Annotated in this window: 22 protein-coding genes; 14 read left to right on the forward strand and 8 right to left on the reverse strand. The window is 62.5% G+C overall.

Annotation, left to right across the window (positions count from 1 at the left end; all coding sequences use genetic code 11):
- The first annotated feature begins 98 nt into the window (after positions 1–98).
- From hutH to ACW9IB_RS12770, 14 genes are all read left to right on the forward strand, one after another.
- Positions 99–1,637: a histidine ammonia-lyase gene (hutH, locus tag ACW9IB_RS12705; RefSeq protein WP_457413905.1), complete on the forward strand. Its 1,539-nt coding sequence runs from the start codon at positions 99–101 to the stop codon at positions 1,635–1,637.
- A gap of 216 nt (positions 1,638–1,853) precedes the next feature.
- Positions 1,854–3,263: an amino acid permease gene (locus ACW9IB_RS12710; RefSeq protein ID WP_457368858.1), complete on the forward strand. Its 1,410-nt coding sequence runs from the start codon at positions 1,854–1,856 to the stop codon at positions 3,261–3,263.
- Between the two features lie 15 nt (positions 3,264–3,278).
- Complete coding sequence (gene hutI / locus ACW9IB_RS12715; protein WP_457413906.1) at positions 3,279–4,484, forward strand: imidazolonepropionase; 1,206 nt, start codon at positions 3,279–3,281, stop codon at positions 4,482–4,484.
- Between the two features lie 11 nt (positions 4,485–4,495).
- The gene (gene hutG / locus ACW9IB_RS12720) at positions 4,496–5,296 is read left to right on the forward strand and encodes an N-formylglutamate deformylase (protein ID WP_457368856.1); all 801 of its coding nucleotides are present in this window, start codon (positions 4,496–4,498) and stop codon (positions 5,294–5,296) included.
- Between the two features lie 182 nt (positions 5,297–5,478).
- Positions 5,479–6,414 carry a choline ABC transporter substrate-binding protein gene (locus tag ACW9IB_RS12725; protein ID WP_457413907.1) on the forward strand — a complete coding sequence of 312 codons (936 nt, stop codon included), beginning with the start codon at positions 5,479–5,481 and terminating at the stop codon, positions 6,412–6,414.
- A gap of 89 nt (positions 6,415–6,503) precedes the next feature.
- Entirely contained in the window at positions 6,504–7,433 is a 930-nt protein-coding gene (locus ACW9IB_RS12730; RefSeq protein WP_457413908.1) for an alpha/beta hydrolase, read from the forward strand.
- Positions 7,434–7,536: 103 nt separating this feature from the next.
- Positions 7,537–8,508 (forward strand): prolyl aminopeptidase, encoded by a 972-nt coding sequence (gene pip / locus ACW9IB_RS12735; protein WP_457368853.1) that lies wholly within the window; start codon positions 7,537–7,539, stop codon positions 8,506–8,508.
- The gene (gene dtd / locus ACW9IB_RS12740; RefSeq protein WP_457368852.1) at positions 8,505–8,942 is read left to right on the forward strand and encodes a D-aminoacyl-tRNA deacylase; all 438 of its coding nucleotides are present in this window, start codon (positions 8,505–8,507) and stop codon (positions 8,940–8,942) included. Before pip ends, dtd begins: the two co-directional genes overlap by 4 nt.
- A gap of 267 nt (positions 8,943–9,209) precedes the next feature.
- Positions 9,210–10,955 (forward strand): glucan biosynthesis protein G, encoded by a 1,746-nt coding sequence (locus ACW9IB_RS12745; RefSeq protein WP_457368851.1) that lies wholly within the window; start codon positions 9,210–9,212, stop codon positions 10,953–10,955.
- A complete protein-coding gene (gene mdoH / locus ACW9IB_RS12750) occupies positions 10,948–13,518 on the forward strand; it encodes a glucans biosynthesis glucosyltransferase MdoH (protein ID WP_457413909.1) in 2,571 nt (856 codons plus the stop codon). Before ACW9IB_RS12745 ends, mdoH begins: the two co-directional genes overlap by 8 nt.
- A gap of 186 nt (positions 13,519–13,704) precedes the next feature.
- Positions 13,705–14,514: a transporter substrate-binding domain-containing protein gene (locus tag ACW9IB_RS12755; protein WP_457413910.1), complete on the forward strand. Its 810-nt coding sequence runs from the start codon at positions 13,705–13,707 to the stop codon at positions 14,512–14,514.
- 211 nt (positions 14,515–14,725) lie between these two features.
- Positions 14,726–15,523: a transporter substrate-binding domain-containing protein gene (locus tag ACW9IB_RS12760; RefSeq protein ID WP_457413911.1), complete on the forward strand. Its 798-nt coding sequence runs from the start codon at positions 14,726–14,728 to the stop codon at positions 15,521–15,523.
- 146 nt (positions 15,524–15,669) lie between these two features.
- On the forward strand, positions 15,670–16,629 hold the full coding sequence (locus ACW9IB_RS12765; protein ID WP_457413913.1) for an amino acid ABC transporter permease: 960 nt from the start codon (positions 15,670–15,672) through the stop codon (positions 16,627–16,629).
- Positions 16,622–17,356 (forward strand): amino acid ABC transporter ATP-binding protein, encoded by a 735-nt coding sequence (locus tag ACW9IB_RS12770; RefSeq protein WP_457413914.1) that lies wholly within the window; start codon positions 16,622–16,624, stop codon positions 17,354–17,356. Before ACW9IB_RS12765 ends, ACW9IB_RS12770 begins: the two co-directional genes overlap by 8 nt.
- Before the next feature lie 25 nt (positions 17,357–17,381).
- On the opposite strand, the gene ACW9IB_RS12775 is transcribed toward ACW9IB_RS12770, so the two are convergent.
- From ACW9IB_RS12775 to hisI, 8 genes are all read right to left on the reverse strand, one after another.
- Complete coding sequence (locus ACW9IB_RS12775) at positions 17,382–19,289, reverse strand: methyl-accepting chemotaxis protein (RefSeq protein WP_457413915.1); 1,908 nt, start codon at positions 19,287–19,289, stop codon at positions 17,382–17,384.
- Between the two features lie 151 nt (positions 19,290–19,440).
- Positions 19,441–21,357: a methyl-accepting chemotaxis protein gene (locus ACW9IB_RS12780; protein WP_457413916.1), complete on the reverse strand. Its 1,917-nt coding sequence runs from the start codon at positions 21,355–21,357 to the stop codon at positions 19,441–19,443.
- Between the two features lie 159 nt (positions 21,358–21,516).
- Positions 21,517–22,224, reverse strand: a complete 708-nt coding sequence (locus ACW9IB_RS12785; RefSeq protein ID WP_457413917.1) for a 16S rRNA (uracil(1498)-N(3))-methyltransferase — start codon at positions 22,222–22,224, stop codon at positions 21,517–21,519.
- On the reverse strand, positions 22,221–23,012 hold the full coding sequence (gene tatC, locus ACW9IB_RS12790) for a twin-arginine translocase subunit TatC (protein WP_236411235.1): 792 nt from the start codon (positions 23,010–23,012) through the stop codon (positions 22,221–22,223). Before tatC ends, ACW9IB_RS12785 begins: the two co-directional genes overlap by 4 nt.
- Positions 23,009–23,413, reverse strand: a complete 405-nt coding sequence (gene tatB, locus ACW9IB_RS12795) for a Sec-independent protein translocase protein TatB (RefSeq protein WP_457367521.1) — start codon at positions 23,411–23,413, stop codon at positions 23,009–23,011. The genes tatC and tatB overlap by 4 nt, the downstream gene beginning before the upstream one ends.
- A 10-nt stretch (positions 23,414–23,423) precedes the next feature.
- Positions 23,424–23,702 (reverse strand): twin-arginine translocase TatA/TatE family subunit, encoded by a 279-nt coding sequence (locus ACW9IB_RS12800; protein ID WP_003171180.1) that lies wholly within the window; start codon positions 23,700–23,702, stop codon positions 23,424–23,426.
- A gap of 25 nt (positions 23,703–23,727) precedes the next feature.
- Complete coding sequence (locus ACW9IB_RS12805; protein WP_457367520.1) at positions 23,728–24,060, reverse strand: phosphoribosyl-ATP diphosphatase; 333 nt, start codon at positions 24,058–24,060, stop codon at positions 23,728–23,730.
- 2 nt (positions 24,061–24,062) lie between these two features.
- The gene (hisI, locus tag ACW9IB_RS12810) at positions 24,063–24,455 is read right to left on the reverse strand and encodes a phosphoribosyl-AMP cyclohydrolase (RefSeq protein WP_133101299.1); all 393 of its coding nucleotides are present in this window, start codon (positions 24,453–24,455) and stop codon (positions 24,063–24,065) included.
- Positions 24,456–24,493 lie beyond the last annotated feature (38 nt).

Here is a 24,493-nt window from a genome sequence, read left to right on the forward strand (position 1 = left end):
ACCAGCGTGCCAAGCCGAACGTCACTCTAAAAGAGGGCCACGGCGGATAACGGAAGCATCCGGAGCGACTGGTAGTTAACAACACTCTCAAAAGGAGCATGAATGTGACTGCGCTAAACCTGATTCCAGGCCAACTGAGCCTTGCCCAACTGCGGGCCATCTACCAGCAGCCGGTAACCCTCAGTCTGGATGACAGCGCCACGGCGCAGATCGACGCCAGTGTCGCCTGCGTGGAGCAGATTCTCGCCGAGAACCGCACCGCCTACGGCATCAACACCGGTTTCGGTCTGCTGGCCTCGACCCGCATCGCCAGCGAAGACCTGGAAAACCTCCAGCGTTCTCTGGTGCTGTCCCACGCCGCCGGCGTGGGTGAACCCATCAGCGATGCGCTGGTGCGGCTGGTCATGGTGCTCAAGGTCAACAGCCTCAGCCGTGGGTTCTCGGGCATCCGTCGTCAGGTGATCGACGCGCTGATCGCCCTGATCAACGCAGAGGTATACCCGCACATTCCGCTCAAGGGCTCGGTCGGTGCCTCCGGTGACCTGGCGCCGCTGGCCCATATGTCTCTGGTGTTGCTGGGCGAAGGCAAGGCACGCCACAAGGGCGAATGGCTGGAGGCCACCGACGCGCTGAAAGTCGCCGGCCTCGCGCCGTTGACCCTGGCGGCGAAGGAAGGTCTGGCCCTGCTCAACGGCACCCAGGTGTCCACCGCGTTTGCCTTGCGTGGCCTGTTCGAAGGCGAGGACCTGTTCGCCGGTGCCCTGGTCAGCGGCGGCCTCACCGTGGAAGCGGTGCTGGGCTCGCGCTCGCCGTTCGATGCGCGCATTCATGCCGCTCGTGGCCAACGCGGGCAGATCGACTCGGCGGCGGCTTACCGTGACCTGCTGGGCGAAAGCAGCCAGGTGTCGCAGTCGCACCAGAACTGCGACAAGGTGCAAGACCCGTATTCCCTGCGTTGCCAGCCACAAGTCATGGGCGCCTGCCTGACCCAGTTCCGCCAGGCCTCCGAAGTGTTGGTAGTAGAAGCCAACGCCGTATCCGATAACCCGCTGGTGTTCGCCGCCGAAGGTGACGTGATCTCCGGTGGCAACTTCCACGCCGAGCCGGTGGCCATGGCCGCTGACAACATCGCGCTGGCCATCGCCGAAATCGGCTCGCTGAGCGAGCGTCGCATCTCGCTGATGATGGACAAGCACATGTCGCAACTGCCGCCGTTCCTGGTGGGCAATGGTGGCGTGAACTCCGGCTTCATGATCGCCCAGGTGACCGCCGCCGCGCTCGCCAGCGAAAACAAGGCGCTGGCCCATCCCCACAGCGTTGACAGCCTGCCGACGTCGGCCAACCAGGAAGACCACGTGTCGATGGCTCCGGCTGCGGGCAAGCGCTTGTGGGAAATGGCTGAGAACACCCGAGGGATTCTGGCGGTGGAATGGCTGGCCGCGTGCCAGGGCCTGGACCTGCGTGACGGCCTGAAAACCTCGCCTGCGCTTGAAAAGGCGCGCGGGATCCTGCGCGACAAAGTGGCGTTCTACGAGAAAGACCGCTTCTTCGCGCCGGACATCAACGCCGCCAGCGAACTGCTCGCCAGCCGCTGCCTGAATGAGCTGGTGCCGGCCAGGTTGCTGCCGAGCCTCTAAACCTTGCGCAGGACTGCGGGGCTTCTGTGGTGAGCGGGCTTGCCCCGCGCTGGGCTGCGCAGCAGCCCCAAAAACTGCCGCCGCGTTCTGTCTGAAGAAATGCGGTGGCAACTTCAGGGCCGCTTCGCGGCCCAGCGCGGGGCAAGCCCGCTCACTACAGTTGTCAGGCGTCAGGCTCTGAATTTTTCTCAGGATAAAAATAATTAGGGACGAGAAATGCACCAGCAAGAAAAGGGTTTGAAACGCGGGCTGAGCGCCCGACATATTCGCTTCATGGCACTCGGTTCCGCGATCGGCACCGGGCTGTTCTACGGCTCCGCCTCGGCGATCCAGATGGCTGGGCCTGCCGTGCTGCTGGCTTACCTGATCGGTGGCGCCGCCGTGTTCATGGTGATGCGCGCCCTCGGTGAGATGGCGGTGCACAACCCGGTGGCCGGCTCCTTCGGCCAGTACGCCAGCACCTACCTGGGGCCCATGGCCGGTTTTATCCTTGGCTGGACCTACGCGTTTGAAATGATCATCGTCTGCCTCGCCGACGTCACCGCCTTCGGCATCTACATGGGCTTCTGGTTTCCCGAAGTCGCGCGTTGGGTCTGGGTGCTCGGCATCGTGTTTCTGATCGGCGGCCTGAACCTGTGCAACGTCAAAGTGTTTGGCGAAATGGAGTTCTGGCTGTCGTTGCTCAAGGTCGGCGCCATTGTCGCGATGATCCTTGGCGGCCTGGGCATCATGCTGTTTGGCATCCACTCGGCCGGCGAGACCCAGGCCAGTGGCCTCAGCAATCTCTGGGCCCATGGCGGCTTCATGCCCAACGGCATCGGCGGTCTGATCGCCTCGTTCGCGGTGGTGATGTTCGCGTTCGGCGGCATCGAAATCATCGGCATCACCGCCGGTGAAGCCAAGGACCCGCACCGCGTGATCCCCAAGGCGATCAATGCGGTGCCGCTGCGCATCCTGTTGTTCTACGTGCTGACCTTGTTCGTATTGATGGCTATCTACCCGTGGCCGCAGATTGGCAGCCAAGGCAGCCCGTTCGTGCAGATCTTCAGCAACCTCGGCATCGGCTCGGCGGCGACCATCCTCAATATCGTAGTGATCTCGGCGGCGGTCTCGGCCATCAACAGCGACATCTTCGGCGCCGGCCGCATGATGTACGGCCTGGCTCAACAAGGGCAGGCGCCCAAGGGGTTTGCGCAGCTGTCGAAACACGGCGTGCCGTGGATGACCGTGGTGGTGATGGGCGCGGCCTTGCTCGGCGGCGTGGTGCTCAACTACCTGATCCCGGAAAACGTGTTCCTGCTGATCGCCTCGATCGCCACCTTCGCCACCGTGTGGGTGTGGCTGATGATTCTGTTCACCCAGGTCGCCATGCGCCGCTCGATGACCAAAGAGCAGGTGGCCGAACTGAAATTCCCGGTGCCGTTCTGGCCCTATGCGCCGGCGGCGGCCATCGTGTTCATGCTGTTCGTGTTTGGTGTGCTGGGTTACTTCCCCGACACCCAGGCTGCCTTGCTGGTCGGCGCCGTATGGATCGTGCTGCTGGTCGTGGCCTACCTGCTGTGGGTCAAGCCTGCGGCAGGGCAAGCGGCCAAGGTCCACTACGACCCGGCTTTGTCTCATCGTTAATCTAGGGAGGCGTTGATGAAAACGCTTTGGCAACACTGCCACGTCGCAACCATGGCCCAGGGCAAATACTCGATCATCGAGGATGCCGCCATGGTCACTGCCGGTTCGCTCATCGAGTGGATCGGTCCGTTGGCTGAACTGCCGAAAGGTGACTATGCGCAGGTTCACGACCTGCAAGGCGCATGGGTCACCCCCGGGCTGATCGACTGCCACACCCACACAGTGTTCGGTGGCAATCGCAGCGGCGAATTCGAGCAACGCCTGGAAGGCGTGAGCTATGCCGAAATCGCGGCCAAGGGCGGCGGTATTGCCAGCACCGTGCGTGCGACCCGAGCGGCCAGCGAAGATGAACTGTTCGCCAGCGCAGAAAAGCGCCTGCGCAGTTTGCTGCGCGACGGCGTCACCACCGTTGAGATCAAGTCCGGCTACGGCCTGGACCTGGCCAACGAACGCAAGATGCTGCGCGTAGCCCGCCGCCTCGGCGAAGCGCTGCCAGTGAGCGTGCGCGCCACATGCCTGGCGGCCCATGCGCTGCCGCCCGAGTACAAGGACCGCGCCGACGACTACATCGACCATATCTGCGCCGAGATGCTGCCGGCCCTGGCCGCCGAAGGCCTGGTCGACGCGGTGGATGCCTTCTGCGAATACCTGGCGTTTTCCACCGAACAGGTCGAGCGCGTGTTCAAGGTCGCCCAGCAACTGAAGCTGCCGGTGAAGCTGCATGCCGAACAGCTGTCGTCGCTGCACGGCTCCAGCCTGGCGGCGCGTTACCAGGCGCTGTCGGCGGATCACCTGGAATTCATGACCGAAGACGATGCCATCGCCATGGCCGCCGCCGGCACCGTCGCGGTCCTGCTGCCGGGCGCTTTCTACTTCCTGCGTGAAACCCAGTTGCCGCCGATGGACGCCCTGCGCAAACACGCGGTAAAGATCGCCATCGCCAGCGACCTCAACCCCGGCACGTCGCCGGCGTTGTCAGTGCGGCTGATGTTGAACATGGCCTGCACCCTGTTCCGCATGACCCCGGAAGAAGCCTTGGCTGGCGCCACGACCCATGCGGCGACCGCGTTGGGAATGGGTGATACCCACGGTTCGCTGGAGGTGGGCAAGGTGGCCGACTTTGTCGCCTGGCAGATCGATCGTCCCGCCGACCTGGCCTACTGGCTGGGTGGCGAGCTGGATAAACGCGTCGTGCGCCACGGCGTCGATGTCACCGTCTGAGGAGTGTTGTTGTGGATAAGGTTCTGAACTTCAAACAAGGCCGCGTACCGCTGCTGATCAGCATGCCCCACGCCGGCCTGCGCCTGACGCCGGCGGTCGAAGCCGGGTTGATCCCCGAGGCGCAAAGCCTGCCGGACACCGACTGGCACATCCCCACCCTGTATGACTTTGCCGAGGAGCTGGGCGCCAGCACCCTGGCAGCCGAGTATTCGCGGTTCGTCATCGACCTGAACCGGCCTTCGGACGACAAGCCGCTGTACGTCGGCGCCACCACCGGGCTGTACCCGGCGACGTTGTTCGACGGCGTGCCGCTGTTTCGCGAAGGTCACGTGCCGTCCGAGGAAGAGCGCGCCACGTACCTGCAAAAGGTCTGGGGCCCGTACCACCGCACGTTGCAGGAAGAGCTGGCGCGCCTCAAGGCCGAGTTCGGCTACGCGCTGCTGTTCGATGCACACTCGATCCGCTCGGTGATCCCGCACCTGTTCGAAGGCAAGCTGCCGGACTTCAACCTCGGCACCTTCAATGGCGCCGCATGCGACCCTGAATTGGCCAGCCAGCTGGAAGCCATCTGCGCCCGGCACCCGCAGTACACCCATGTGCTCAATGGGCGCTTCAAGGGCGGCCACATCACCCGGCACTACGGCAACCCGGCGCAGGACATCCACGCCGTGCAGCTGGAGCTGGGCCAGTGCACCTATATGGAAGAGTTCGAACCGTTCCGTTATCGCCCGGACCTGGCCGAACCGACGCGGGTGGTGTTGAAGCAATTGCTGGAGGGGTTGTTGGCCTGGGGGCAGAAGCGTTACGGCTGATATCGCCATCGCAGGCAAGCCAGCTCCCACCTTGGAATGCATTCCAAAATGTGGGAGCTGGCTTGCCTGCGATGAGGCCCTCACGGTCGCCCCAGTGCAACTGCCGGTCGCCACAGGTCGTGTTGATCGCATTCCCGCTGGGTAAGGTTGTCGGATAAAAACAACCGAGTGAGCCCACCACCATGAAAAAACTGTTGTTGACCCTCACCGGTGCCGCGCTGCTCAGCGCCAACGCCATGGCCGCCGAACCGGCCTCCTGCAAAACCGTGCGCATGGGTGTGGTCAGCTGGACCGACGTGATCGCCACGTCGGGCATGGCCGATGTGCTGCTCAATGGCCTGGGCTATGACAGCAAGCAGACCAGCGCCGTGCAGCAAATCATCTTCGCCGGCATTCGTGACAAGCGCCTGGATATCTTCCTCGGTTACTGGAAACCGGCGATGGACAACAACATCGCACCGTTCCTGGCTGCCAGGCAGGTCAAGGTATTCGACCAGCCCAGCCTCGCCGATGCCCAGGCTACCCTGGCCGTGCCGCAATACGTGGCGGATGCGGGCTTGAAAACCTTTGCCGACATCGCGCGCTTCAAGGACAAACTGGGCGGCAAGCTCTATGGCATTGAGCCTGGCAGCGGGGCGAATACCGATATCCAGAAAATGATCGATACCAACCGCTTCGGTCTGGGCGGTTTCAAGCTGGTGGCGTCCGGCGAGGCGGGCATGCTCGCGGCGGTGCAGCGTGCGGTGAATCGCAAGGAGTTCGTGGTGTTCGTCGGTTGGACCCCGCACCCGATGAACATCAACATGAAAATGGCCTACCTCACCGGCAGCGAAGGTGTGTTCGGTCCTGATGAGGGTCGTGCCACGGTGTCCACCGTGACCGCGCCGGACTTCGCCGAGCGTTGTCCCAACGCGAACCGGCTGCTGGAAAACCTCACCTTCACCGCCGCCCAGGAAAGCCAGTTGATGGTGCCGATCATGGAACGCCAGTCACCCCAGGACGTGGCCAAGCAATGGTTGCGTGATCATCCCGAGGATTTGCAGCGTTGGCTGGCGGGCGTTACGGCGTTTGACGGCGGCGATGGGGTCGCGTCGGTTCAGGCCAGCCTGAAACCCTGAGCCGAATACGGTAAGTCAGGCAGAGGGGCTATGTGGGAGCAGGCAAGCCAGCTCCCACAAGTGATCTCCATTCTCAGGGATGTTTGTGCATGTACCCGATTTCTCCGCAGCTTGCTGCTTTTGTCACCAAAACCGAATCCTTCACCAGCGACGACTCCTCCCTGGCCGGCCTGCGCGAGAACTACGACCGTATGTGCCGCGCGTTCACCCCGCCGCAACCAGAAGGCTTGCGGGTCGAGGACTTCACCCTGGCCGGTGTGGGCGTGCGCAGTTATCTGCCCACCTCGTCGGTTCCGTCGGGTGGCTGGCCGTGCATCCTTTATATGCACGGCGGCGGTTGGGTGGTCGGTGGCCTGGACTCCCACGACTTCATCTGTTTCGAACTGGCCAGCCGCTTGCAGGTGCTGGTGATTGCCATCGACTATCGGCTGGCGCCCGAGCATCCGTTCCCGGCGGCCTATGAGGATTGCCGGGCGGTGTGGCGTGCGATCCAGGCCGGGGACGCGCCGCACGCCATCGATCTGCACCACCTGGTGGTGGCGGGCGACAGCGCGGGAGGCAACCTGGCCGCGGCGTTGTGCCTGGGGTTGCGAGACGACGAACAGCCGCTGCCGCGGGCCCAGGTACTGATCTACCCGGGGCTGGGAGGGCCGGCCGACCTGCCGTCACGGCGCGACTGCATGGACGCACCGCTGCTCAGCACCGCCGATACCGATTGTTACCTGGCGCTGTACCTGCAAGGCAGCGCCAGCCCTTCGGCCTATGCCATGCCGTTGTTGGCCACGGATTATCGCGGTTTGCCCAAGGCTTTTATTGCCGTGGCCCAGTTCGACCCGTTGCGTGACGACGGCATGCTCTATGCCGAACGCTTGCAGGCCGCCGGTGTGGCGGCTGTGCGTTATCCCGGCAAGGGGCTGGTTCATGGTTGCCTGCGGGCGCGGGGGCAGGTGGCGGAGGTGGACCTGCTCTATGACTACTTGCTGCAGTTCCTGGGTAGCGAAGGGCTGACAGCGCGCTAAGCGCTCAATGACATGCTCATTGCACGATTCGGGTTTATGATGCCAGACGGCAAAATAACAGACGTCCCCCCAGGGATGAACCCGAACCCCTACGGAGCGCGCAATGCAGACTTGGTACCCGCAGATCAAACCCTACGCCCGGCACGATCTGGCTGTCGATGACACCCATACGCTGTATGTCGACGAAAGTGGCTCTCCCGAAGGCTTGCCCGTCGTATTCATCCATGGTGGCCCTGGTTCCGGTTGCGATGCCCAGAGCCGCTGCTATTTCGACCCGAACCTGTACCGCATCGTCACCTTCGACCAGCGCGGCTGCGGGCGTTCCACGCCACGCGCCAGCCTGGAAAACAACACCACCTGGGACCTGGTGGCCGACCTCGAGCGCATTCGCGAGCATCTGGGCATCGACAAATGGGTGCTGTTCGGCGGTTCCTGGGGCTCGACCCTGGCGCTGGCCTACGCGCAAACCCATCCGGAGCGTGTGCACGGCCTGATCGTGCGCGGCATCTTCCTGGCCCGTCCGCAGGATATTCACTGGTTCTATCAGGAGGGCGCGAGCCGCCTGTTCCCGGACTACTGGCAGGACTACCTTGCGCCGATCCCGCCGGAAGAGCGTCACGACATGATCGCGGCCTACCACAAGCGCCTGACCGGCAACGATCAGATCGCCCAGATGCACGCGGCCAAGGCCTGGTCCGGCTGGGAAGGGCGCATGCTCGGCCTGTGCCCGAGCCCGCAGCATGTGGAGCGCTTTTCCGAGCCGCAGCGTGCGCTGTCCATCGCGCGCATCGAATGCCACTACTTCACCAACAACTCATTCCTGGAACCCAACCAGTTGATCCGCGATATGCACAAGATCGCCCATCTGCCTGGCGTAATCATTCATGGCCGCTACGATATGATCTGCACGCTGGATAACGCCTGGGAATTGCACCAGGCGTGGCCCAACAGCGAGTTGCAGGTGATCCGCGAGGCCGGCCATGCCGCGTCCGAGCCAGGTATCACCGATGCACTGGTGCGTGCGACCGGCCAAATGGCACGGCGCTTGCTCGACCTGCCCCCAGAAGAAGCATGAAGGGGCTGTTGCAACGGGTGCGTGGCGCCCGGGTCGAGGTGGAAGGCGAGGTCGTCGGTGCGATTGACCAGGGGTTGCTGGTGTTGGTGGCCGTCGAACCGTCGGACACCCCTGAGAGTGTCGACAAGTTGCTGCACAAGTTGCTCAACTATCGGGTGTTCAGCGACGGCGAGGGCAAGATGAACCTGTCGTTGAAGGACATCGACGGCGGTTTGTTGCTGGTGTCGCAATTTACCCTGGCGGCGGATACCAAGAGCGGGCTGCGGCCCAGCTTCTCCACCGCGGCCCCGCCGGCCCTGGGAGCGGCGCTTTTCGACCATCTGCTGTTACAAGCGCAACAATTGCATGGCAAGGTGGCGTCAGGGCGTTTTGGCGCCGATATGCAGGTGCATTTGGTCAATGATGGCCCTGTGACCTTCCTCTTGCAGACGTGAATGTATTAAAAACGACTTTTAATGCCTAAAAACGCAGGGTTTCGCTACAAATACTTCGTTGTCCCTGATGCGTTGTTTCGCGGGCTGCTAGATAATCGCGCGCTACGGGGACCAGCGTTGTTTGGTCCATTTTTGACTTAGGTAGAGACTTGTCCGACATCCTATGGGGAATCATTTTGACCCGGGGGAGTCGGAACAATGCTCGCCAACCTGGCATATAGATAGCTGGCCGTTGGTTTTTTGATCTGTTTTCGGCGAGGGTTGCTCGTGATTGTTAGTCCCTGTAATGCACCAAAATTGTCTGCCAAACGGTTACGAAACGCACTGGTGACGGGCTCCGCCCTGTTTTGCCTGTTCGGCGCGAGTCAGCTGTGGGCATTCAGTCTGGACGATGTGTCGGCCAAGGCAAAAGAGCTGGCCGGGCAAAAATACGAAGCTCCGCGCAGCAATTTGCCGAACGAATTTCGCGAAATGAAATTCGCGGACTACCAGAAGATTCGTTTCCGCAACGAAAAAGCCGAGTGGGCCGATCAGAACACCCCCTTCAAGCTGTCCTTCTATCACCAGGGCATGCACTTCGATACGCCGGTGAAAATCAACGAAGTCACCTCCACCAGCGTCAACGAAATCAAGTACGACCCGACCCGTTTCGATTTCGGTGACGTGAAGTTTGATCCCAAGGCCACCGAACAACTGGGTTACGCCGGTTTCCGTGTGCTGTACCCGATCAACAAGGACGACAAGCAAGACGAGATCATGACCATGCTCGGCGCGAGCTACTTCCGCGTCGTGGGCAAGGGTCAGGCCTACGGCTTGTCCGCCCGGGGCATGGCGATCGACACCGCATTGCCGTCCGGCGAAGAATTCCCGCGCTTCACCGAGTTCTGGATCGAGCGCCCGAAACCGGGTGAAAAACAGCTGGTCATCTTTGCCCTGCTGGACTCCCCGCGCGCCACGGGTGCCTATCGCCTGACCCTGCGCCCGGGCAGCGACACCATTGTCGACGTCAAATCCCAGATGTTCCTGCGCGACAAGGTCAGCAAACTGGGCGTTGCCCCGCTGACCAGCATGTACCTGTTCGGCGCCAACCAGCCGTCCAAGGTGCTCAACTACCGTCGTGAACTGCACGATTCCAGCGGTCTGTCGATCCATGCCGGCAATGGCGAGTGGATCTGGCGCCCACTGAACAACCCTAAACACCTGTCGGTCAGCAATTACACCGTAGAGAACCCGAAAGGCTTCGGCCTGCTGCAACGTGGCCGCGACTTCAGCCACTACGAAGACCTGGACGACAACTACGACAAGCGCCCAAGCGCCTGGATCGAGCCGGAAGGCGACTGGGGCAAAGGCACCGTCAACCTGGTGGAAATCCCGACTGCCGATGAAACCAACGACAACATCGTTGCGTTCTGGAGCCCTGCGGAGCTGCCGGAAGTCGGCAAGCCCCTGGATGTTTCCTATCGCCTGCACTGGACCATGGACGAGAAGTCCCTGCACCCTGCCGACAGCGCCTGGGTCAAGCAGACCCTGCGTTCCACCGGCGACGTGAAGCAGTCCAACCTGATCCGCCAGCCTGATGGCAGCGTGGCCTACCTGGTGGACTTCGAGGGCCCGTCCCTCAAGGCCCTGCCGGCGGATGCACCGGTGCGCAGCCAGGTGAGTGTCGGCGACAACGCCGAACTGGTGGAAAACAGCGTGCGTTACAACCCGCACACCAAAGGCTGGCGCCTGACCCTGCGCATGAAGATCAAGGACGCGAGCAAGCCGACCGAAATGCGCGCGGCACTGGTGCAGGACGTTGCTGCCCCGGCACCTGAGCAGGACTCGAGCCACGTGCTCAAGGCGGACAAGGTCTTGGCCAAGCAACACGAGAAACAGGCCAGGAAGGACGCCAAGGAAGCGAAAGACAAGGAAGCCAAGCAGCCAGAAGCTGCCCCAGCCACACCGGAGCCGGCCAAGACAGAGCAAGTCCTGACCGAGACCTGGAGCTATCAGTTGCCTGCCGATGAGTAATTCCCAAGCTACGCCGCAGACTCTGTCCGAGTACCTGGCTCATTTACCGATGACCGCCGAGCAGCGCGCCGAACTGGCGGGCTGCACCTCCTTCACCGAGCTGCATGAGCGTCTGTCGTCCGCGACCTTCGACGCGCCGGTCGACGCCGCTCAGGCGTCGGTGGGCCGCCGCCTCACGCTGAACACGGCCGAGGAGCTGCACGACGCCGAAATGCTCGCCGTCGACGCCAGCGGTCGAGTGTGCCTCAAGGCCACGCCGCCGATCCGTCGCACCCGGGTCGTGCCGGAGCCCTGGCGCACCAATATTCTGGTGCGTGCCTGGCGCCGGATCACCGGGCGCAGCAATCCGCCGGCCCCGCCGAAGGATGAGCGCGTACTGCCGGCTGCCCGCTGGCGTACCGTGGGTTCGATCCGCCGCTACATCCTGCTGGTGCTGATGCTCGGCCAGACCATCGTGGCCGGCTGGTACATGAAAGGCATCATGCCGTACCAGGGTTGGTCGCTGGTGGACTTCGACGAAATCCGCAACCAGACCCTGCTGCAAACCGCCACCCAGGTACTGCCCTACGCCCTGCAAACCAGCATCCTGATCATGTTCGGGATTTTGTTCTGCTGGGTTTCGGCCGGTTTCTGGACCGCATTGATGGGCTTCCTGGAACTGCTGACCGGCCACGATAAATACCGGATCTCCGGTAAAAGTGCCGGTGACGAGCCGATTCCGAAGGATGCCCGCACCGCGCTGGTGATGCCGATCTGCAACGAAGACGTGCCCCGGGTATTCGCCGGCTTGCGCGCGACCTTCGAGTCGGTGGCCGCCACGGGTGACCTGGACCGCTTCGACTTCTTCGTGCTCAGTGACAGTAACGAAGCCGACATCTGCATCGCCGAGCAGCAAGCCTGGCTCGATGTGTGCCGCGAAGCCGGTGGTTTCGGCAAGATCTTCTATCGCCGTCGTCGCCGTCGCGTAAAACGCAAGAGCGGCAACCTCGACGACTTCTGCCGTCGCTGGGGCGGTGATTACAAGTACATGGTGGTGCTCGACGCCGACAGCGTGATGAGCGGCGAATGCCTGACCAGCCTGGTACGCCTGATGGAAGCTACGCCGGATGCCGGGATCATCCAGACCGCGCCGCGTGCGTCGGGCATGGACACCCTGTATGCGCGCATGCAGCAGTTCGCCACCCGCGTATACGGCCCGCTGTTCACCGCCGGCCTGCACTTCTGGCAGTTGGGTGAATCCCACTACTGGGGCCACAACGCGATCATCCGCATGAAGCCGTTCATCGAGCACTGCGCCCTGGCGCCGTTGCCGGGCAAAGGCGCGTTCGCCGGTTCCATCCTGTCCCACGACTTCGTCGAAGCCGCGCTGATGCGCCGTGCCGGCTGGGGCGTGTGGATCGCCTACGACTTGCCGGGCAGCTATGAAGAACTGCCGCCGAACCTGCTGGACGAACTCAAGCGTGACCGTCGGTGGTGCCACGGCAACCTGATGAACTTCCGCCTGTTCCTGGTAAAAGGCATGCACCCGGTGCACCGCGCGGTGTTCCTTACCGGTGTGATGTCTTACCTGTCGGCGCCGTTGTGGTTCCTGTTCCTGGTGCTATCCACGGCGCTGCTGGCGGTGAACACGTTGATGGAGCCGCAATACTTCATGGCGCCACGCCAGCTGTACCCGCTGTGGCCGCAATGGCATCCGGACAAGGCGGTGGCACTGTTCTCCACCACCATCGTGCTGCTGTTCCTGCCCAAACTGCTGAGCATCATCCTGATCTGGGCAAAGGGCGCGAAAGAGTTCGGTGGCAAGTTCAAGGTGACCTTGTCGATGCTGCTGGAGATGCTGTTCTCCATGCTGCTGGCGCCGGTACGGATGATCTTCCACACCCGTTTCGTGCTGGCCGCGTTCCTCGGCTGGGCCGCGACCTGGAATTCGCCGCAGCGTGACGACGACTCCACCCCCTGGAGCGAGGCGGTCAAGCGCCACGGTCCGCAAACCGTGCTGGGTTTCCTGTGGGCGCTGCTGGTGGTGTGGTTGAACCCGAGCTTCCTGTGGTGGCTGGTGCCTATCGTGGGTTCGCTGATGCTGTCGATCCCGGTGTCGGTGATTTCCAGCCGCGTCGGGCTGGGCCTCAAGTCCCGCGATGAGAGCCTGTTCCTGATCCCCGAGGAATACAATCCGCCGCAGGCGCTGTTGTCCACCGACAAGTACACCCACGAAAACCGCTGGCACGCGTTGAACGATGGCTTCGTGCGCTCGGTGGTCGACCCGCAGCAGAACGCCCTGGCCTGTGCCCTGGCGACCTCGCGTCACGGTCAGGCCGAGCCGATCGAGTACCTGCGTACCGAACGTGTGCGTCACGCGTTGAAAGTCGGCCCCGCCGGCCTCAACAACGGCGAGCGCCTGGCCTTGCTCAGCGACCCGGTGGCCCTGGCCCGTCTGCACGAGCAGGTGTGGGGCGAGGGGCATGCCGAGTGGCTTGCCGCGTGGCGTGATTCGGTGAAAGCCGATCCGCATGCGCCGTTGCTGCCGCTGCAACCGCTGTCGTCCCAGGCTCAACCGGCCTGATTCAGACGCCCCCGAGGGTTCTCCTCGGGGGCGCTTCAAGCGCTGGTCCTACAGCGTTTTTCTCTCCTTCCCTGTTGCGCTAACCCACTGTTATTTCGAAACAAAAGACCTTTGTTCGACGCGTATTGCCGTGCCCGTGGCTGCGTTAGCATCGCCCCCGAATTGAACGTGGCAACAGGGGGACTCATGATCAAACGCTATGGTGCGGCGCTGCTGATAAGCGTTGTCGCAGTGATTCACATCGGTCTGGTACAGGCGGGCGCAATCGACGACGCTGTCCGGCGCGGCGTGCTGAAAGTCGGCACCACGCCCACTTATGTGCCTTTTGAAATGACTGACCGGCACGGGCGTATCGTGGGTTTTGAAATCGACCTGCTCCAGGCGATGAGCGACGCTTTGGGTATCGAGCTGGAGCTGGTCGCAGTGCCTTACACCGAGCTGTTGCCTGGCTTGCAGGCGAAGCAGTTCGACCTGATTGGCAGCGGCATGACCGTCACCGCCGAACGTAACCTGAAGCTGAATTTCAGCGACTCGTTCATCGTGGTGGGCCAGACCGTGCTGCTGCACCCCAGCCTGGCAGGCAAGGTCACCAGCGTCGAAGAGCTCGATGACGCCAGCTATCGCGTCACCGCCAACACGGGCACTACGGGAGAGGCCGCGGCGCGGCGTTTTCTCGGCGCCGCGCGCTTGACCACCTTCGCCACCCCGGAAGAAGGGGTCCGTCAGGTGGTGGAAGGCAAGGCCGATGCCTTCATCCATGATGCGCCCTACAACCTGATCGCCATGGCGCGGCCCGAAAACCATGCGCTGCTGTTGTTGGAACAGCCGTTCACCTTCGAGCCCCTGGCGTTTGGCCTGAAAAAAGGCGATTTCGACAGCATCAACTGGATCAACCACTTTCTTAACCAGGTGGCCCAGGATGGCACCTACGATCGGCTGCACGACAAGTGGTTCAAAGACACCGACTGGATGGCTGAAATCGACTCGAAGTCATAACTGCTTACACATCAATCGATTGCGAGCGCGGGGTGCTGAAGTGTCTATCCACGTGGTTTGCTGCACCGTTGTGGGGCTTTTCCGACATACGCTGACAACAATTACCCGTGAAACCTTTGTGACGGCTGGCGAGTGGGTTAGGATCGCACCCCGAAATGGTGCAGCCCTTCTAGCGCGCCAGCCTCACAAGAATCGTTCAGGGGACTTGATGATGAAAAAGTATCTTTCGATGCTGCTGCTCGGCGTTACCGCGCTGGTGGCCGCCAATGCAGCCCAGGCCGGTGCCATCGATGATGCGGTCAAGCGCGGCACGCTGAAAGTCGGCATGGACCCGACCTACATGCCGTTCGAAATGACAGACAAGCGCGGTGAAATCATCGGTTTCGAAGTCGACATCCTCAAGGCCATGGCCAAGTCCATGGGCGTCAAGCTGGAGCTGGTGTCCACCGGCTACGACGGCATCATCCCGGCCTTCCTGACCGGCAAGTTCGACATGATCGGCAGCGGCATGACCCTGACCCAGGAACGCAACCTGCGCCTGAACTTCAGCGAACCCTTCATCGTGGTGGGTCAGACCCTGCTGATTCGCAAGGACCTGGAAGGCACCATCAAGTCCTACAAGGATTTGAACGACGAGAAATACCGCCTCACGTCCAAGCTCGGCACCACCGGTGAGATGGTCGCCAAAAAGCTGATCTCCAAAGCCAGGTACCACGGTTACGACAACGAACAGGAAGGCGTGCTGGACGTGGTCAACGGCAAGGCCGATGCCTTCGTGTATGACGCGCCGTACAACGTGGTGGCCGAGAAAAAAGTCGGCAACGGCAAGCTGGTGTTCCTGGAAGAACCCTTCACCTTCGAGCCTTTGGCGTTCGGTTTGAAGAAGGGCGACTACGACAGCATCAACTTCATCAACAACTTCCTGCACCAGATCCGCAACGACGGCACCTACGATCGCATCCATGACAAGTGGTTCAAGAGCTCCGAGTGGCTCAAGGACATGGAATAAGGCTTTAGACCGAGTTGCCTGTATCGCAGGCAAGCCAGCTCCCACCTTTGACGGTGTTCACAAATCAAAATGTGGGAGCGGCGGTGCGACGATTCGACTTGCCCGCGATGGCGGCCTCACAGGCAACACAAATCCCGGAATTTGAAATGAAACAGAAAAAAGCCCAATGGCCCTGGCACCTGCTGACGGTGGTCGTGCTGGTCGGCCTGGCCGGCGCGTTGTACTACGCCACCTCGCTGATGTCCTACGAGTGGCGCTGGAACCGTGTACCGCAATACTTCGCCTATCAGGCCGAAACCTCCCAGCGTGCGGCGGATATCTCCACCGTGGTGGAGCTGGTACGCAAGGGCGATGTGGCTGAAGTGACGCTGCGCAACGACGCAGGCGCCGAGCAGAAACTGACTGTCGCCGACAACAGCCTGCAAGTAGCGCGCGGTGATGATGTGGCCGAAGGCGATGTGGTCGGAGTCACCCGCCATTGGGCTTTGGGTCCGTTGATGTGGGGTTTGTGGACCACGCTGTGGTTGTCGGTGGTGTCCGGAATTCTGGGCCTGGTGATCGGGCTGGCGACCGGTTTGTGCCGGCTGTCCAGCAACCCGACCCTGCGGGATCTGTCGACGATCTATGTCGAACTGGTACGCGGCACGCCGCTGTTGGTGCAGATCTTCATTTTCTATTTCTTTATCGGCACGGTACTCAACCTGTCCCGGGAATTTGCCGGGATCGCTGCGCTGTCGCTGTTTACCGGCGCCTACGTGGCGGAAATCGTCCGCGCCGGCGTGCAGTCCATCGCCCGTGGCCAGAACGAAGCCGCGCGCTCCCTGGGCCTGAGCGCGAGCCAGTCGATGCGCCATGTGGTACTGCCGCAGGCGTTCAAACGGGTACTGCCGCCGCTGGCCGGGCAATTCATCAGCCTGGTGAAGGACACATCGCTGGTCTCGGTGATCGCCATCACCGAACTGCTCAAGAGCGGCCGCGAGGTGATCACCACCTCGTTCTCGCCGTTCGAAATCCTGTTCTGCGTCGCAGGCCTGTACCTGCTGATCAACCTGCCGCTGTCGAAAATGGCCAGCCGGCTTGAGCGGAGGCTCGCGCAAAGTGATTGAAGTTCGCGATCTGGTAAAAGTCTTCGATACCCGTGGCCAGGTGGTGCGCGCGGTGGACCACGTCAGTACCCAGGTGGCCAAGGGCGAAGTGCTGGTGGTAATCGGCCCGTCCGGCTCCGGCAAGTCGACCTTCCTGCGCTGCCTCAACGGCCTGGAGACCTTCGATGCAGGCTCTGTGAGCATCGACGGACTGCAACTGGCCGACCCGAAAACCGACGTGAACGCCTACCGCCGTGAAGTCGGCATGGTGTTCCAGCACTTCAACCTGTTCCCCCACATGACCGTGCTGGAGAACCTGTGCCTGGCGCAGAAAGTCGTGCGCAAGCGTGGCAAGCAAGAGCGTGAAGCCAAGGCCCTGGCGCTGCTGGAAAAGGTCGGTATCGCACAAAAAGCCCATGAGTTTCCGTCACGCCTGTCCGGCGGCCAGCAACAGCGGGTCGCCATTGCCCGAGCGCTGGCGATGGAACCCAAGGTCATGCTGTTCGATGAGCCCACCTCGGCCCTGGATCCGGAAATGGTCGGCGAAGTGCTCGACGTGATGAAGACCCTGGCCCTGGAAGGCATGACCATGGTCTGCGTTACCCACGAAATGGGCTTTGCCCGGGAAGTGGCGGACCGGGTGCTGTTTTTCGATCACGGCAAGCTGTTGGAGGACGCCGCCCCGGCCGAGTTCTTCGATGCCCCCAAGGACCTCCGAGCCCAGGCGTTTCTGCGACAGGTGCTGTAACGGGCGCGCCGCAGATTTGTAACCGTCACAACCTGAACCGGCCCACCAATGCCTGCAAATCCAGGCTCAGCTTCGTCAGTTGAACACTGGCCGCCGCCGTTTCCTCACTGGCGGCGGCGTTCTGTTCGGACACATCGCGCACTTTCCAGACACTGCGATTGATTTCCTCGGCGACGGCGCTTTGTTCTTCGGCTGCGGCAGCAATCTGCGGGTTCATCTCCTGGATGATGGCCACGGTGCGGGCGATGGTGGCCAGCGCCTCGCCGGCATCACGTGTCAGGTCGACACTGTCGTCCGTCAGGCTGCGGCTGCTGTCCAGGATATCCGCCACTTGCCGGGTGCCGTCGTGCAGGCCCTGGATCAGGCTTTCGATTTCCTCGGCCGACTCCTGGGTGCGCAGGGCCAGGCTGCGGACTTCTGCAGCGACCACCGCAAAGCCTTCGCCGGCATTGCCCGCGCGTGAAGCTTCAATGGCGGCGTTGAGGGCCAGCAGGTTGGTTTGTCGGGATACCGACTTGATCACGTCCAGCACACTGCCGATTTTCTGGCTCTCCTGACGCAGCGCCAGCATCGCGCGCCCCGAAAGTGCCATTTCGTCAGCCAGCTGGCCGATCTGTTCGACCACCTGTGCGACCACCTTGTCGCCGGCGCTGGCCTGCACGTCGGCTTCGTTCGCTGCCACGGAGGCGTGCTCGGCATGTCGCGCTACCTCCTGCGCGGTGGCGAGCATTTCCGTCATGGCCGTGGCCACAAGGTCGGTTTCCTCTTTCTGATGGGCGATCCCGGCGCGCGCCTGTTCGGTGACGGTCGACAATTGGGTGGCGGCGCTGGCGATCTGCCGGGCACTGTCGTCGATGCCACCGATCAAGTGGCGCAGGTTTTGGGTCATCTGCGCGATGCTTTGATGCAATTGGCCCAGCTCGTCACGCCGTTCTACTTGGGGCGTATGGCTCAAGTCGCCCTTGGCGATACGGTTGGCGCTGGCCAGCGCCTTGCGCAACGGGCGCACAATCTGCCCGGCAATCCACCAGGCGGCCAGACTGCCGAGCAACAGGGCTGCCAGGGTCACGCCTACCAATAGAATGCGGGTCTGGTCGGCCTCCTGGTCACGCGCACGAATCTGGCCCTGGCTCAGTTGGTCGCTGTGTTCGAGCAATTGGTTAAGCTGTTGTTCGAAACGGTTCTGCGTCGTCTCTGTGGTGAGTTGCGCGTCCTTGAGGCGGATAAGCTGCGCGCGGTAGTTCGCCAGATCGGTCTGGAGCAACGTGGAGTCGACGGGCAGCGCGGTAACGGTCGCCTGCGCGATGTCCAGCGCGCCCAGGGCCTGGCTGACGGCCTGGGCGTAGGCTTGCGGAGACTCGGCTGACCAGGCGGGACTCTGGGCGTTCTTTTCGGCGTCGGCGATGGCCTGGCGTAGATCCTCGATGGCATCCAGGGCTTGCTGGTCTTGCTGGTCAGGCAGCTCGCTGGCCAGTTGGGCCAGGGTGTCCCCCGCCTGGAGCGCGGTCTTTTTCAAGGGGCTGCGCGCGGTTTCCCGGCGATCGATCAGGGGCGGCAGCTCGATCAACGTCGCTTTGAATCGATCGACCAGACGGGTCGCGTCCTGAAGTCGCTGCACATCGGCGGGCGCTTTCAGCGTGCGCGACAGGGTGGCGAGGTGCTGGTCGAGGGTCCTGATCTGGGTGGCCATTTTGCCAAGACTGGCGGTGTCGGTGAGTACGCGGTACACGATGCGATCCGCGCGCATCGCCTGTGCGGCGATGGACAGTTGCCCCAGGGCCGTCAGGTTGCTCGAGCGCTGGAGTGCAGCGTTGAGGGCTTGCCAGCCGGTGCCGGCGATCATCAGGCAGAGCACAAGCACCTGGCCAAAACCCAGGGCCAGCTTGAGTGTGACGCTGGCATTGCCCAGCAGGCGGGTCAGCCGACGAAACATGGGAAATCTCCAAATCAGTGATAGCGTTTTGCAACAGTGCAAACGCTAAAGTGATTCGGAGGCGAACGGGGGAATGGCCGGATGATAAACGCGTAGGACGTTTCATAAGTTGCGCGACGACGACTTTCGTCGTCGCCGCCAGCAAGCATCGTCAGATGCGGAAACGGCCCACCAGGGTTTGCAGGTAATTGCCCAGGCGCGCCAACTCGACACTGGACGCGGCGGTCTCTTCGCTGGCCGAAGAGGTCTGTTCCGACACATCCCGCACGTTCAGGACGCTGCGGTTGATCTCTTCGGCCACGGCGCTTTGTTGCTCGGCGGCGGTGGCGATCTGCGAGTTCATCGCCTGGATGGTCGAGACCGTGCGGGTGATGCTGCCCAGCGCGTTGCCGGCCCGCCGGGTCAGTTCGACGCTGCTGTCGGTGAGTTCGCGGCTGTTGTCCATGATCGTGGCCACCTGCTGGGTGCCGCTTTGCAGGCCAACGATCAGCTCTTCAATCTCTTCAGTGGACTTCTGGGTACGCTGGGCCAGGCTGCGCACTTCGTCCGCCACCACGGCGAAGCCACGCCCGGCTTCACCGGCGCGCGCGGCTTCAATCGCGGCGTTGAGGGCCAGCAGGTTGGTTTGCTGGGCCACGGACTTGATCACATCGAGCACGCTGCCGATCTTGTCGCTTTCGCGCTTGAGTTCGCCCATGGCGGCAGTGGAGTTGCCGACCTCGGTGGCCAGGCGCTCGATCTGCGCGATGGCTTCGCCAACCACCTTGTCACCTTCGCGCGCCTGCTGGTCAGCGGCCACTGCGGCTTCGGAGGCTTCTTCGGCGTTGCGTGCCACTTCCTGCACGGTGGCGGCCATTTCGTTCATGGCGGTGGCGACCTGGTCGGTTTCCACCTTCTGGCTGCTGACCCCGGCGCTGGTCTGTTCGGTTACGGCCGACAATTGTTCGGCGGCGCTGGCAATTTGAGTGACACCGTCGCTGATGCCGCCGATCAGTTCGCGCAGGCCCACGGTCATGCGCTGCATGGCGCGTTGCAACTGCCCGAGTTCATCCTGGCGGGCTGATTCGAGGTTATGGCTCAAATCGCCGGAGGCTACCCGCTCAGCCACGGTGAGGGTCTGGTTCAACGGGAGGATGATCTGACGAGTGATGGCCCAAGCGGCGACCAGGCCGAAGATCAGCGCCAGCACGGTAGCCAGCAGCAAGAGTTGCTTGGCTTGCGCGGCGTCGGTGTCACGCACCTGGGTTTGGGAGGTGGTCAGTTTGTCGCTGTTGCCCAGCAGGATATCGCCCTGGGCTTTCATGGTTTGCAGGGCGGCAGCGCTTGCCACTTGGGAGTCACGGTACTGGCTGACGGCGGCGCGATAGGCTTGCAGCGAGGTGCTGGCTTCTTGCAGGTTGGCCTGGAAGGGCGCCGGCAATTGGCCCTCAAGCTCGGTGATTTTCTTCAGGGCATTGTCGATGGCATCCAGGGCGGGCTGCTCGGCGTCGGTCTTGCCGCTGTAGGTGTAGCCGCGCACCTGGAAGCGCGCTTGCTGGATCAGCTTGCTCAGGTCGACCACGCTGTTGAACTGGGTGACGCTGTCACCTTGCAGCAGGTTTTTTTCGATTTCGTTGGTCTTGGCCACGGCGTTGTCGGCGGTGTCGCCGAGTTTGCTGCGCGCGCCTTCACGCTTGAGTCCGGCCTGGACCATGGCGCCGAAGGCTTTTTTGTATTGCCCCAAAGCCTCCTGCTGCTGTTCCACCAGGGCCTTGTCATCGGGCTGCTCGATCAGCTCGGCGGCTTTTTTCAGGCCGCTGTCCAGTTGTGCGAGGAGGTTGTTCACCGCGTCGGTGCCTTGTTCGCCACGGCGCATTTCGAAGTCCAGGCGCGCCAGGCGCAGGTCGCGGGTCAGGCTGTTGAGGCTGGAGATGTACCCCAGCTTGTCGCCCCGGCTGATCACATCGCCCAGGCCGGTCCAGCCAGTGGACGTGATCAACAGCGTCAGCAACAGGACCAGGCCGAACCCCAGGCCCAGCTTGGTTTTGACGCTGACATTCCCCAGCTTTTCGGCTAACCAACGATACATGCGGCGAACTCCCCTGAAACAAGGCTTGGACTTATTCAAAGGCTATCGGCAGCGTAGGCTGGTTCTGTAGGAGCAAGGTCGAATGTCGGTGAGGGTTTGTGTGGTGAGCGGGGCAAGCCCGCTCACTACAAAAAGCCCTTCCATCCGGCTTAACTAGGGCTAGAACAAGCGGGCGAGCAGGGCGGTGACGGCGGTTTCGACGCGCAGGATGCGTGCGCCGAGTTGGACCGGCTGCAACCCGGCCTTGACCAGCAGGTCGACCTCGTAGGGGATCCAGCCGCCTTCCGGGCCAATGGCCAGGGTTACCGGCTCATCCAGCCCGCGCGGGCAGGGCGGGTAATCACCGGGGTGGCCGATCAGGCCCAGGGTGCCCTCGGTCATCGCCGGCAGACGGTCTTCGACAAACGGCTTGAAGCGTTTCTCGATGATGATTTCCGGCAGCACCGTGTCCCGTGCCTGCTCCAGGCCGAGGATCAGTTGCTCGCGGACCGCCTCGGGCTCCAGGAACGGGGTTTGCCAGAAGCTCTTTTCCACCCGATAGCTGTTGACCAACACTATGCGGGGCACGCCCATGGCGGCTACGGTCTGCAGCACCCGACGCAGCATCTTCGGCCGCGGCAGGGCCAGCAGCAGGGTCAGGGGCAGCTTGGCCGGCGGCGGTTGGTCGAAGCTGACTTGCAGCTCGGCTTCGCGGGCTTCCAGCCGCACGAGTTGCGCCGTGCCCATCAGCCCATCGATGCGGCCTACGCGCAGGCTGTCGCCCACCGCCGCGCGGTGGACGTCCTGCATATGTACCAGTCGGCGATCACGCAGGATCACGCGGTCGGCCGCGATAAAGTCGGCCTCTTCCAGCAGCAGCAGGTTCACGGCTGGGTCGCTGGCGGCTGGTCGTCGTCGGCGGGTTGGTCATCCGGATGTTCGCCGCGCTTGCTGATCAGGCCGCTGAACAGGATGCCGATCTCGAACAGCATCCACATGGGCACAGCCAGCAGGGTCTGGGAGAAGATGTCCGGCGGCGTGAGGATCATGCCGACCACAAAGCAGCCGATGATCACGTACGGACGGATCTTCTTCAGGTACTTCACGTCGACCACGCCGATCCACACCAGCAGCACCACCGCCACCGGGATCTCGAAGGCCACGCCGAAGGCGAAGAACAGCGTCATCACGAAGTCGAGGTAGCTGGTGATGTCGGTCATCATCTCCACGCCGGCCGGGGTGGCGGCGGCGAAGAATTTGAAGATCAGCGGGAACACCAGAAAGTAGGCGAACGCCATGCCGGTGTAGAACAGCAGGATGCTCGACACCAGCAGCGGCACGGCGATGCGCTTCTCGTGCTTGTACAGGCCCGGTGCGATAAAGCCCCAGATCTGGTGCAGGATCACCGGGATCGCCAGGAACAGCGAGACCATCATGGTCAGCTTCAGCGGCGTGAGGAACGGCGACGACACGTCGGTGGCGATCATCGTCGCGCCGGCTGGCAGATACTGGCGCAGCGGCGTGGAGACGAAGGTGTAGATCTGCTGGGTGAAGGCGAACAGCCCGGCAAAGATGATGAAGATCGCCGCTACGCAACGCAGCAGGCGGGTGCGCAGCTCGGTGAGGTGCGAGACCAGCGGCATGTGCTGGTCGTTTTCCGGTTTATCAGCGCTCATGGGGCTCGCGGCGGCAATGTAGGGTCATGGGGTGCGGGCGACGCAGCGGGCGTCGGCGCAGGCTCGGTGGGCGTTGCGGGGGCCACGGGAGCGGCTTCGACCGCCGGCGCGATGCTGTTTTCGGTCACAGGCTCCGCCGGTTTGGCAGGCTCCTGCACCGGCGACAGAATCTTGCGCGCCTCTTGCTCCAACGACAGGATGTGTTCGTTGTGCAATTGCCGACGAATCTCGTCGGCGCCGATTTCCCGTTCAACTTCCTGTTTGATGGCGTTGAAACTGCGTTTCAGGCGCCCGATCCACAGGCCGGCCGTGCGTGCGGCACCGGGCAGGCGTTCCGGCCCGAGTACCAGCAGGGCCACCAGGCCGACGAGGAGCAGTTCAGAGAAGCTGATACCAAACATTAGTCAGTGCTCACGAGTCTTTGCGGGTCGGCTCTTCGACTTTTTCAGCCTGCACATCGAAGGTACGACGTTCGGTGATCGGCTGAGTGGCCTGCGGGTGTACAGGCTGGGCCGGCGGTACCGGGTTGGCAGCTGGATCGGCGGGTTTTTCGTCGTCGTTCATGGCCTTGCGAAAGCCCTTGATCGACTCACCCACGTCGGTGCCGAGGTTTTTCAGCTTCTTGGTCCCGAACACCAGGACCACCACCACCAGAATGACGATCCAGTGTTTCCAGTCAAAAATGCCCATGCTGCAGTTCCTCTGTAATAGTTATTCAGGCGGACGGGCGCGAGGCCTTTTCGGCATGCCCTGACAATCCGAAGCGACGGTCCAGTTCATCCAGCACGGCCTGCGGATGCTGCCCCAGTTGGGCGAGCATGACCAGGCTGTGGAACCACAAGTCGGCGGTTTCGTAGATCACATCGCTGCAGTCGCCGCTGAGCTGCGCATCCTTGGCCGCGATGATGGTCTCGACGGATTCTTCGCCGAGCTTTTCCAGAATCTTGTTCAAACCCTTGTGGTACAGGCTGGCGACGTAGGAGCTGTCCGCGTCCGCGCCTTTGCGTTCTTCCAGCACCTGGGCCACGCGGTTGAGGGTATCGCTCATGTTCAGTGTCCTGCCGAGTAGATGGCGTGCGGGTCTTTGAGCACCGGCTCGACGGTCTTCCATTCGCCGTTCTCGAACACGCGGTAGAAGCAGCTGTGGCGACCGGTGTGACAGGCGATGTCGCCGATCTGCTCGACCTTGAGGATCACCACATCGGCGTCGCAGTCGATGCGCATCTCGTGCAGGGTCTGCACATGCCCGGACTCTTCACCCTTGCGCCACAGTTTGCCACGGGAACGTGACCAGTAAATGGCCCGCTGCTCAGCGGCAGTCAGGCTCAGGGCCTCGCGGTTCATCCAGGCCATCATCAGCACGCGCCCGGTTTTGTAGTCCTGGGCAATGGCCGGCACCAGGCCGTCACTGTCCCACTTGATCTCGTCCAGCCAGTCTTTCATGTTCGGCTCCGGCAATTTGCGACAGTGTATAACCGGAT

The sequence above is a fragment of the Pseudomonas sp. SDO524_S393 genome (assembly GCF_054071875.1).

Excerpts from the sequence above, each read along its gene's own strand:
- ACW9IB_RS12800 (WP_003171180.1), bottom strand. The coding sequence starts at position 23,702 with ATGGGCATTTTTGACTGGAAACACTGGATCGTCATTCTGGTGGTGGTG.
- ACW9IB_RS12765 (WP_457413913.1), top strand. The coding sequence starts at position 15,670 with ATGAAACAGAAAAAAGCCCAATGGCCCTGGCACCTGCTGACGGTGGTC.
- ACW9IB_RS12730 (WP_457413908.1), top strand. The coding sequence starts at position 6,504 with ATGTACCCGATTTCTCCGCAGCTTGCTGCTTTTGTCACCAAAACCGAA.
- hutH (WP_457413905.1), top strand. The coding sequence starts at position 99 with ATGAATGTGACTGCGCTAAACCTGATTCCAGGCCAACTGAGCCTTGCC.
- ACW9IB_RS12805 (WP_457367520.1), bottom strand. The coding sequence starts at position 24,060 with ATGAGCGATACCCTCAACCGCGTGGCCCAGGTGCTGGAAGAACGCAAA.
- ACW9IB_RS12755 (WP_457413910.1), top strand. The coding sequence starts at position 13,705 with ATGATCAAACGCTATGGTGCGGCGCTGCTGATAAGCGTTGTCGCAGTG.
- ACW9IB_RS12710 (WP_457368858.1), top strand. The coding sequence starts at position 1,854 with ATGCACCAGCAAGAAAAGGGTTTGAAACGCGGGCTGAGCGCCCGACAT.
- mdoH (WP_457413909.1), top strand. The coding sequence starts at position 10,948 with ATGAGTAATTCCCAAGCTACGCCGCAGACTCTGTCCGAGTACCTGGCT.
- ACW9IB_RS12775 (WP_457413915.1), bottom strand. The coding sequence starts at position 19,289 with ATGTTTCGTCGGCTGACCCGCCTGCTGGGCAATGCCAGCGTCACACTC.
- pip (WP_457368853.1), top strand. The coding sequence starts at position 7,537 with ATGCAGACTTGGTACCCGCAGATCAAACCCTACGCCCGGCACGATCTG.
- dtd (WP_457368852.1), top strand. The coding sequence starts at position 8,505 with ATGAAGGGGCTGTTGCAACGGGTGCGTGGCGCCCGGGTCGAGGTGGAA.
- ACW9IB_RS12725 (WP_457413907.1), top strand. The coding sequence starts at position 5,479 with ATGAAAAAACTGTTGTTGACCCTCACCGGTGCCGCGCTGCTCAGCGCC.
- tatC (WP_236411235.1), bottom strand. The coding sequence starts at position 23,012 with ATGAGCGCTGATAAACCGGAAAACGACCAGCACATGCCGCTGGTCTCG.
- hisI (WP_133101299.1), bottom strand. The coding sequence starts at position 24,455 with ATGAAAGACTGGCTGGACGAGATCAAGTGGGACAGTGACGGCCTGGTG.
- tatB (WP_457367521.1), bottom strand. The coding sequence starts at position 23,413 with ATGTTTGGTATCAGCTTCTCTGAACTGCTCCTCGTCGGCCTGGTGGCC.
- hutI (WP_457413906.1), top strand. The coding sequence starts at position 3,279 with ATGAAAACGCTTTGGCAACACTGCCACGTCGCAACCATGGCCCAGGGC.
- ACW9IB_RS12780 (WP_457413916.1), bottom strand. The coding sequence starts at position 21,357 with ATGTATCGTTGGTTAGCCGAAAAGCTGGGGAATGTCAGCGTCAAAACC.
- ACW9IB_RS12760 (WP_457413911.1), top strand. The coding sequence starts at position 14,726 with ATGAAAAAGTATCTTTCGATGCTGCTGCTCGGCGTTACCGCGCTGGTG.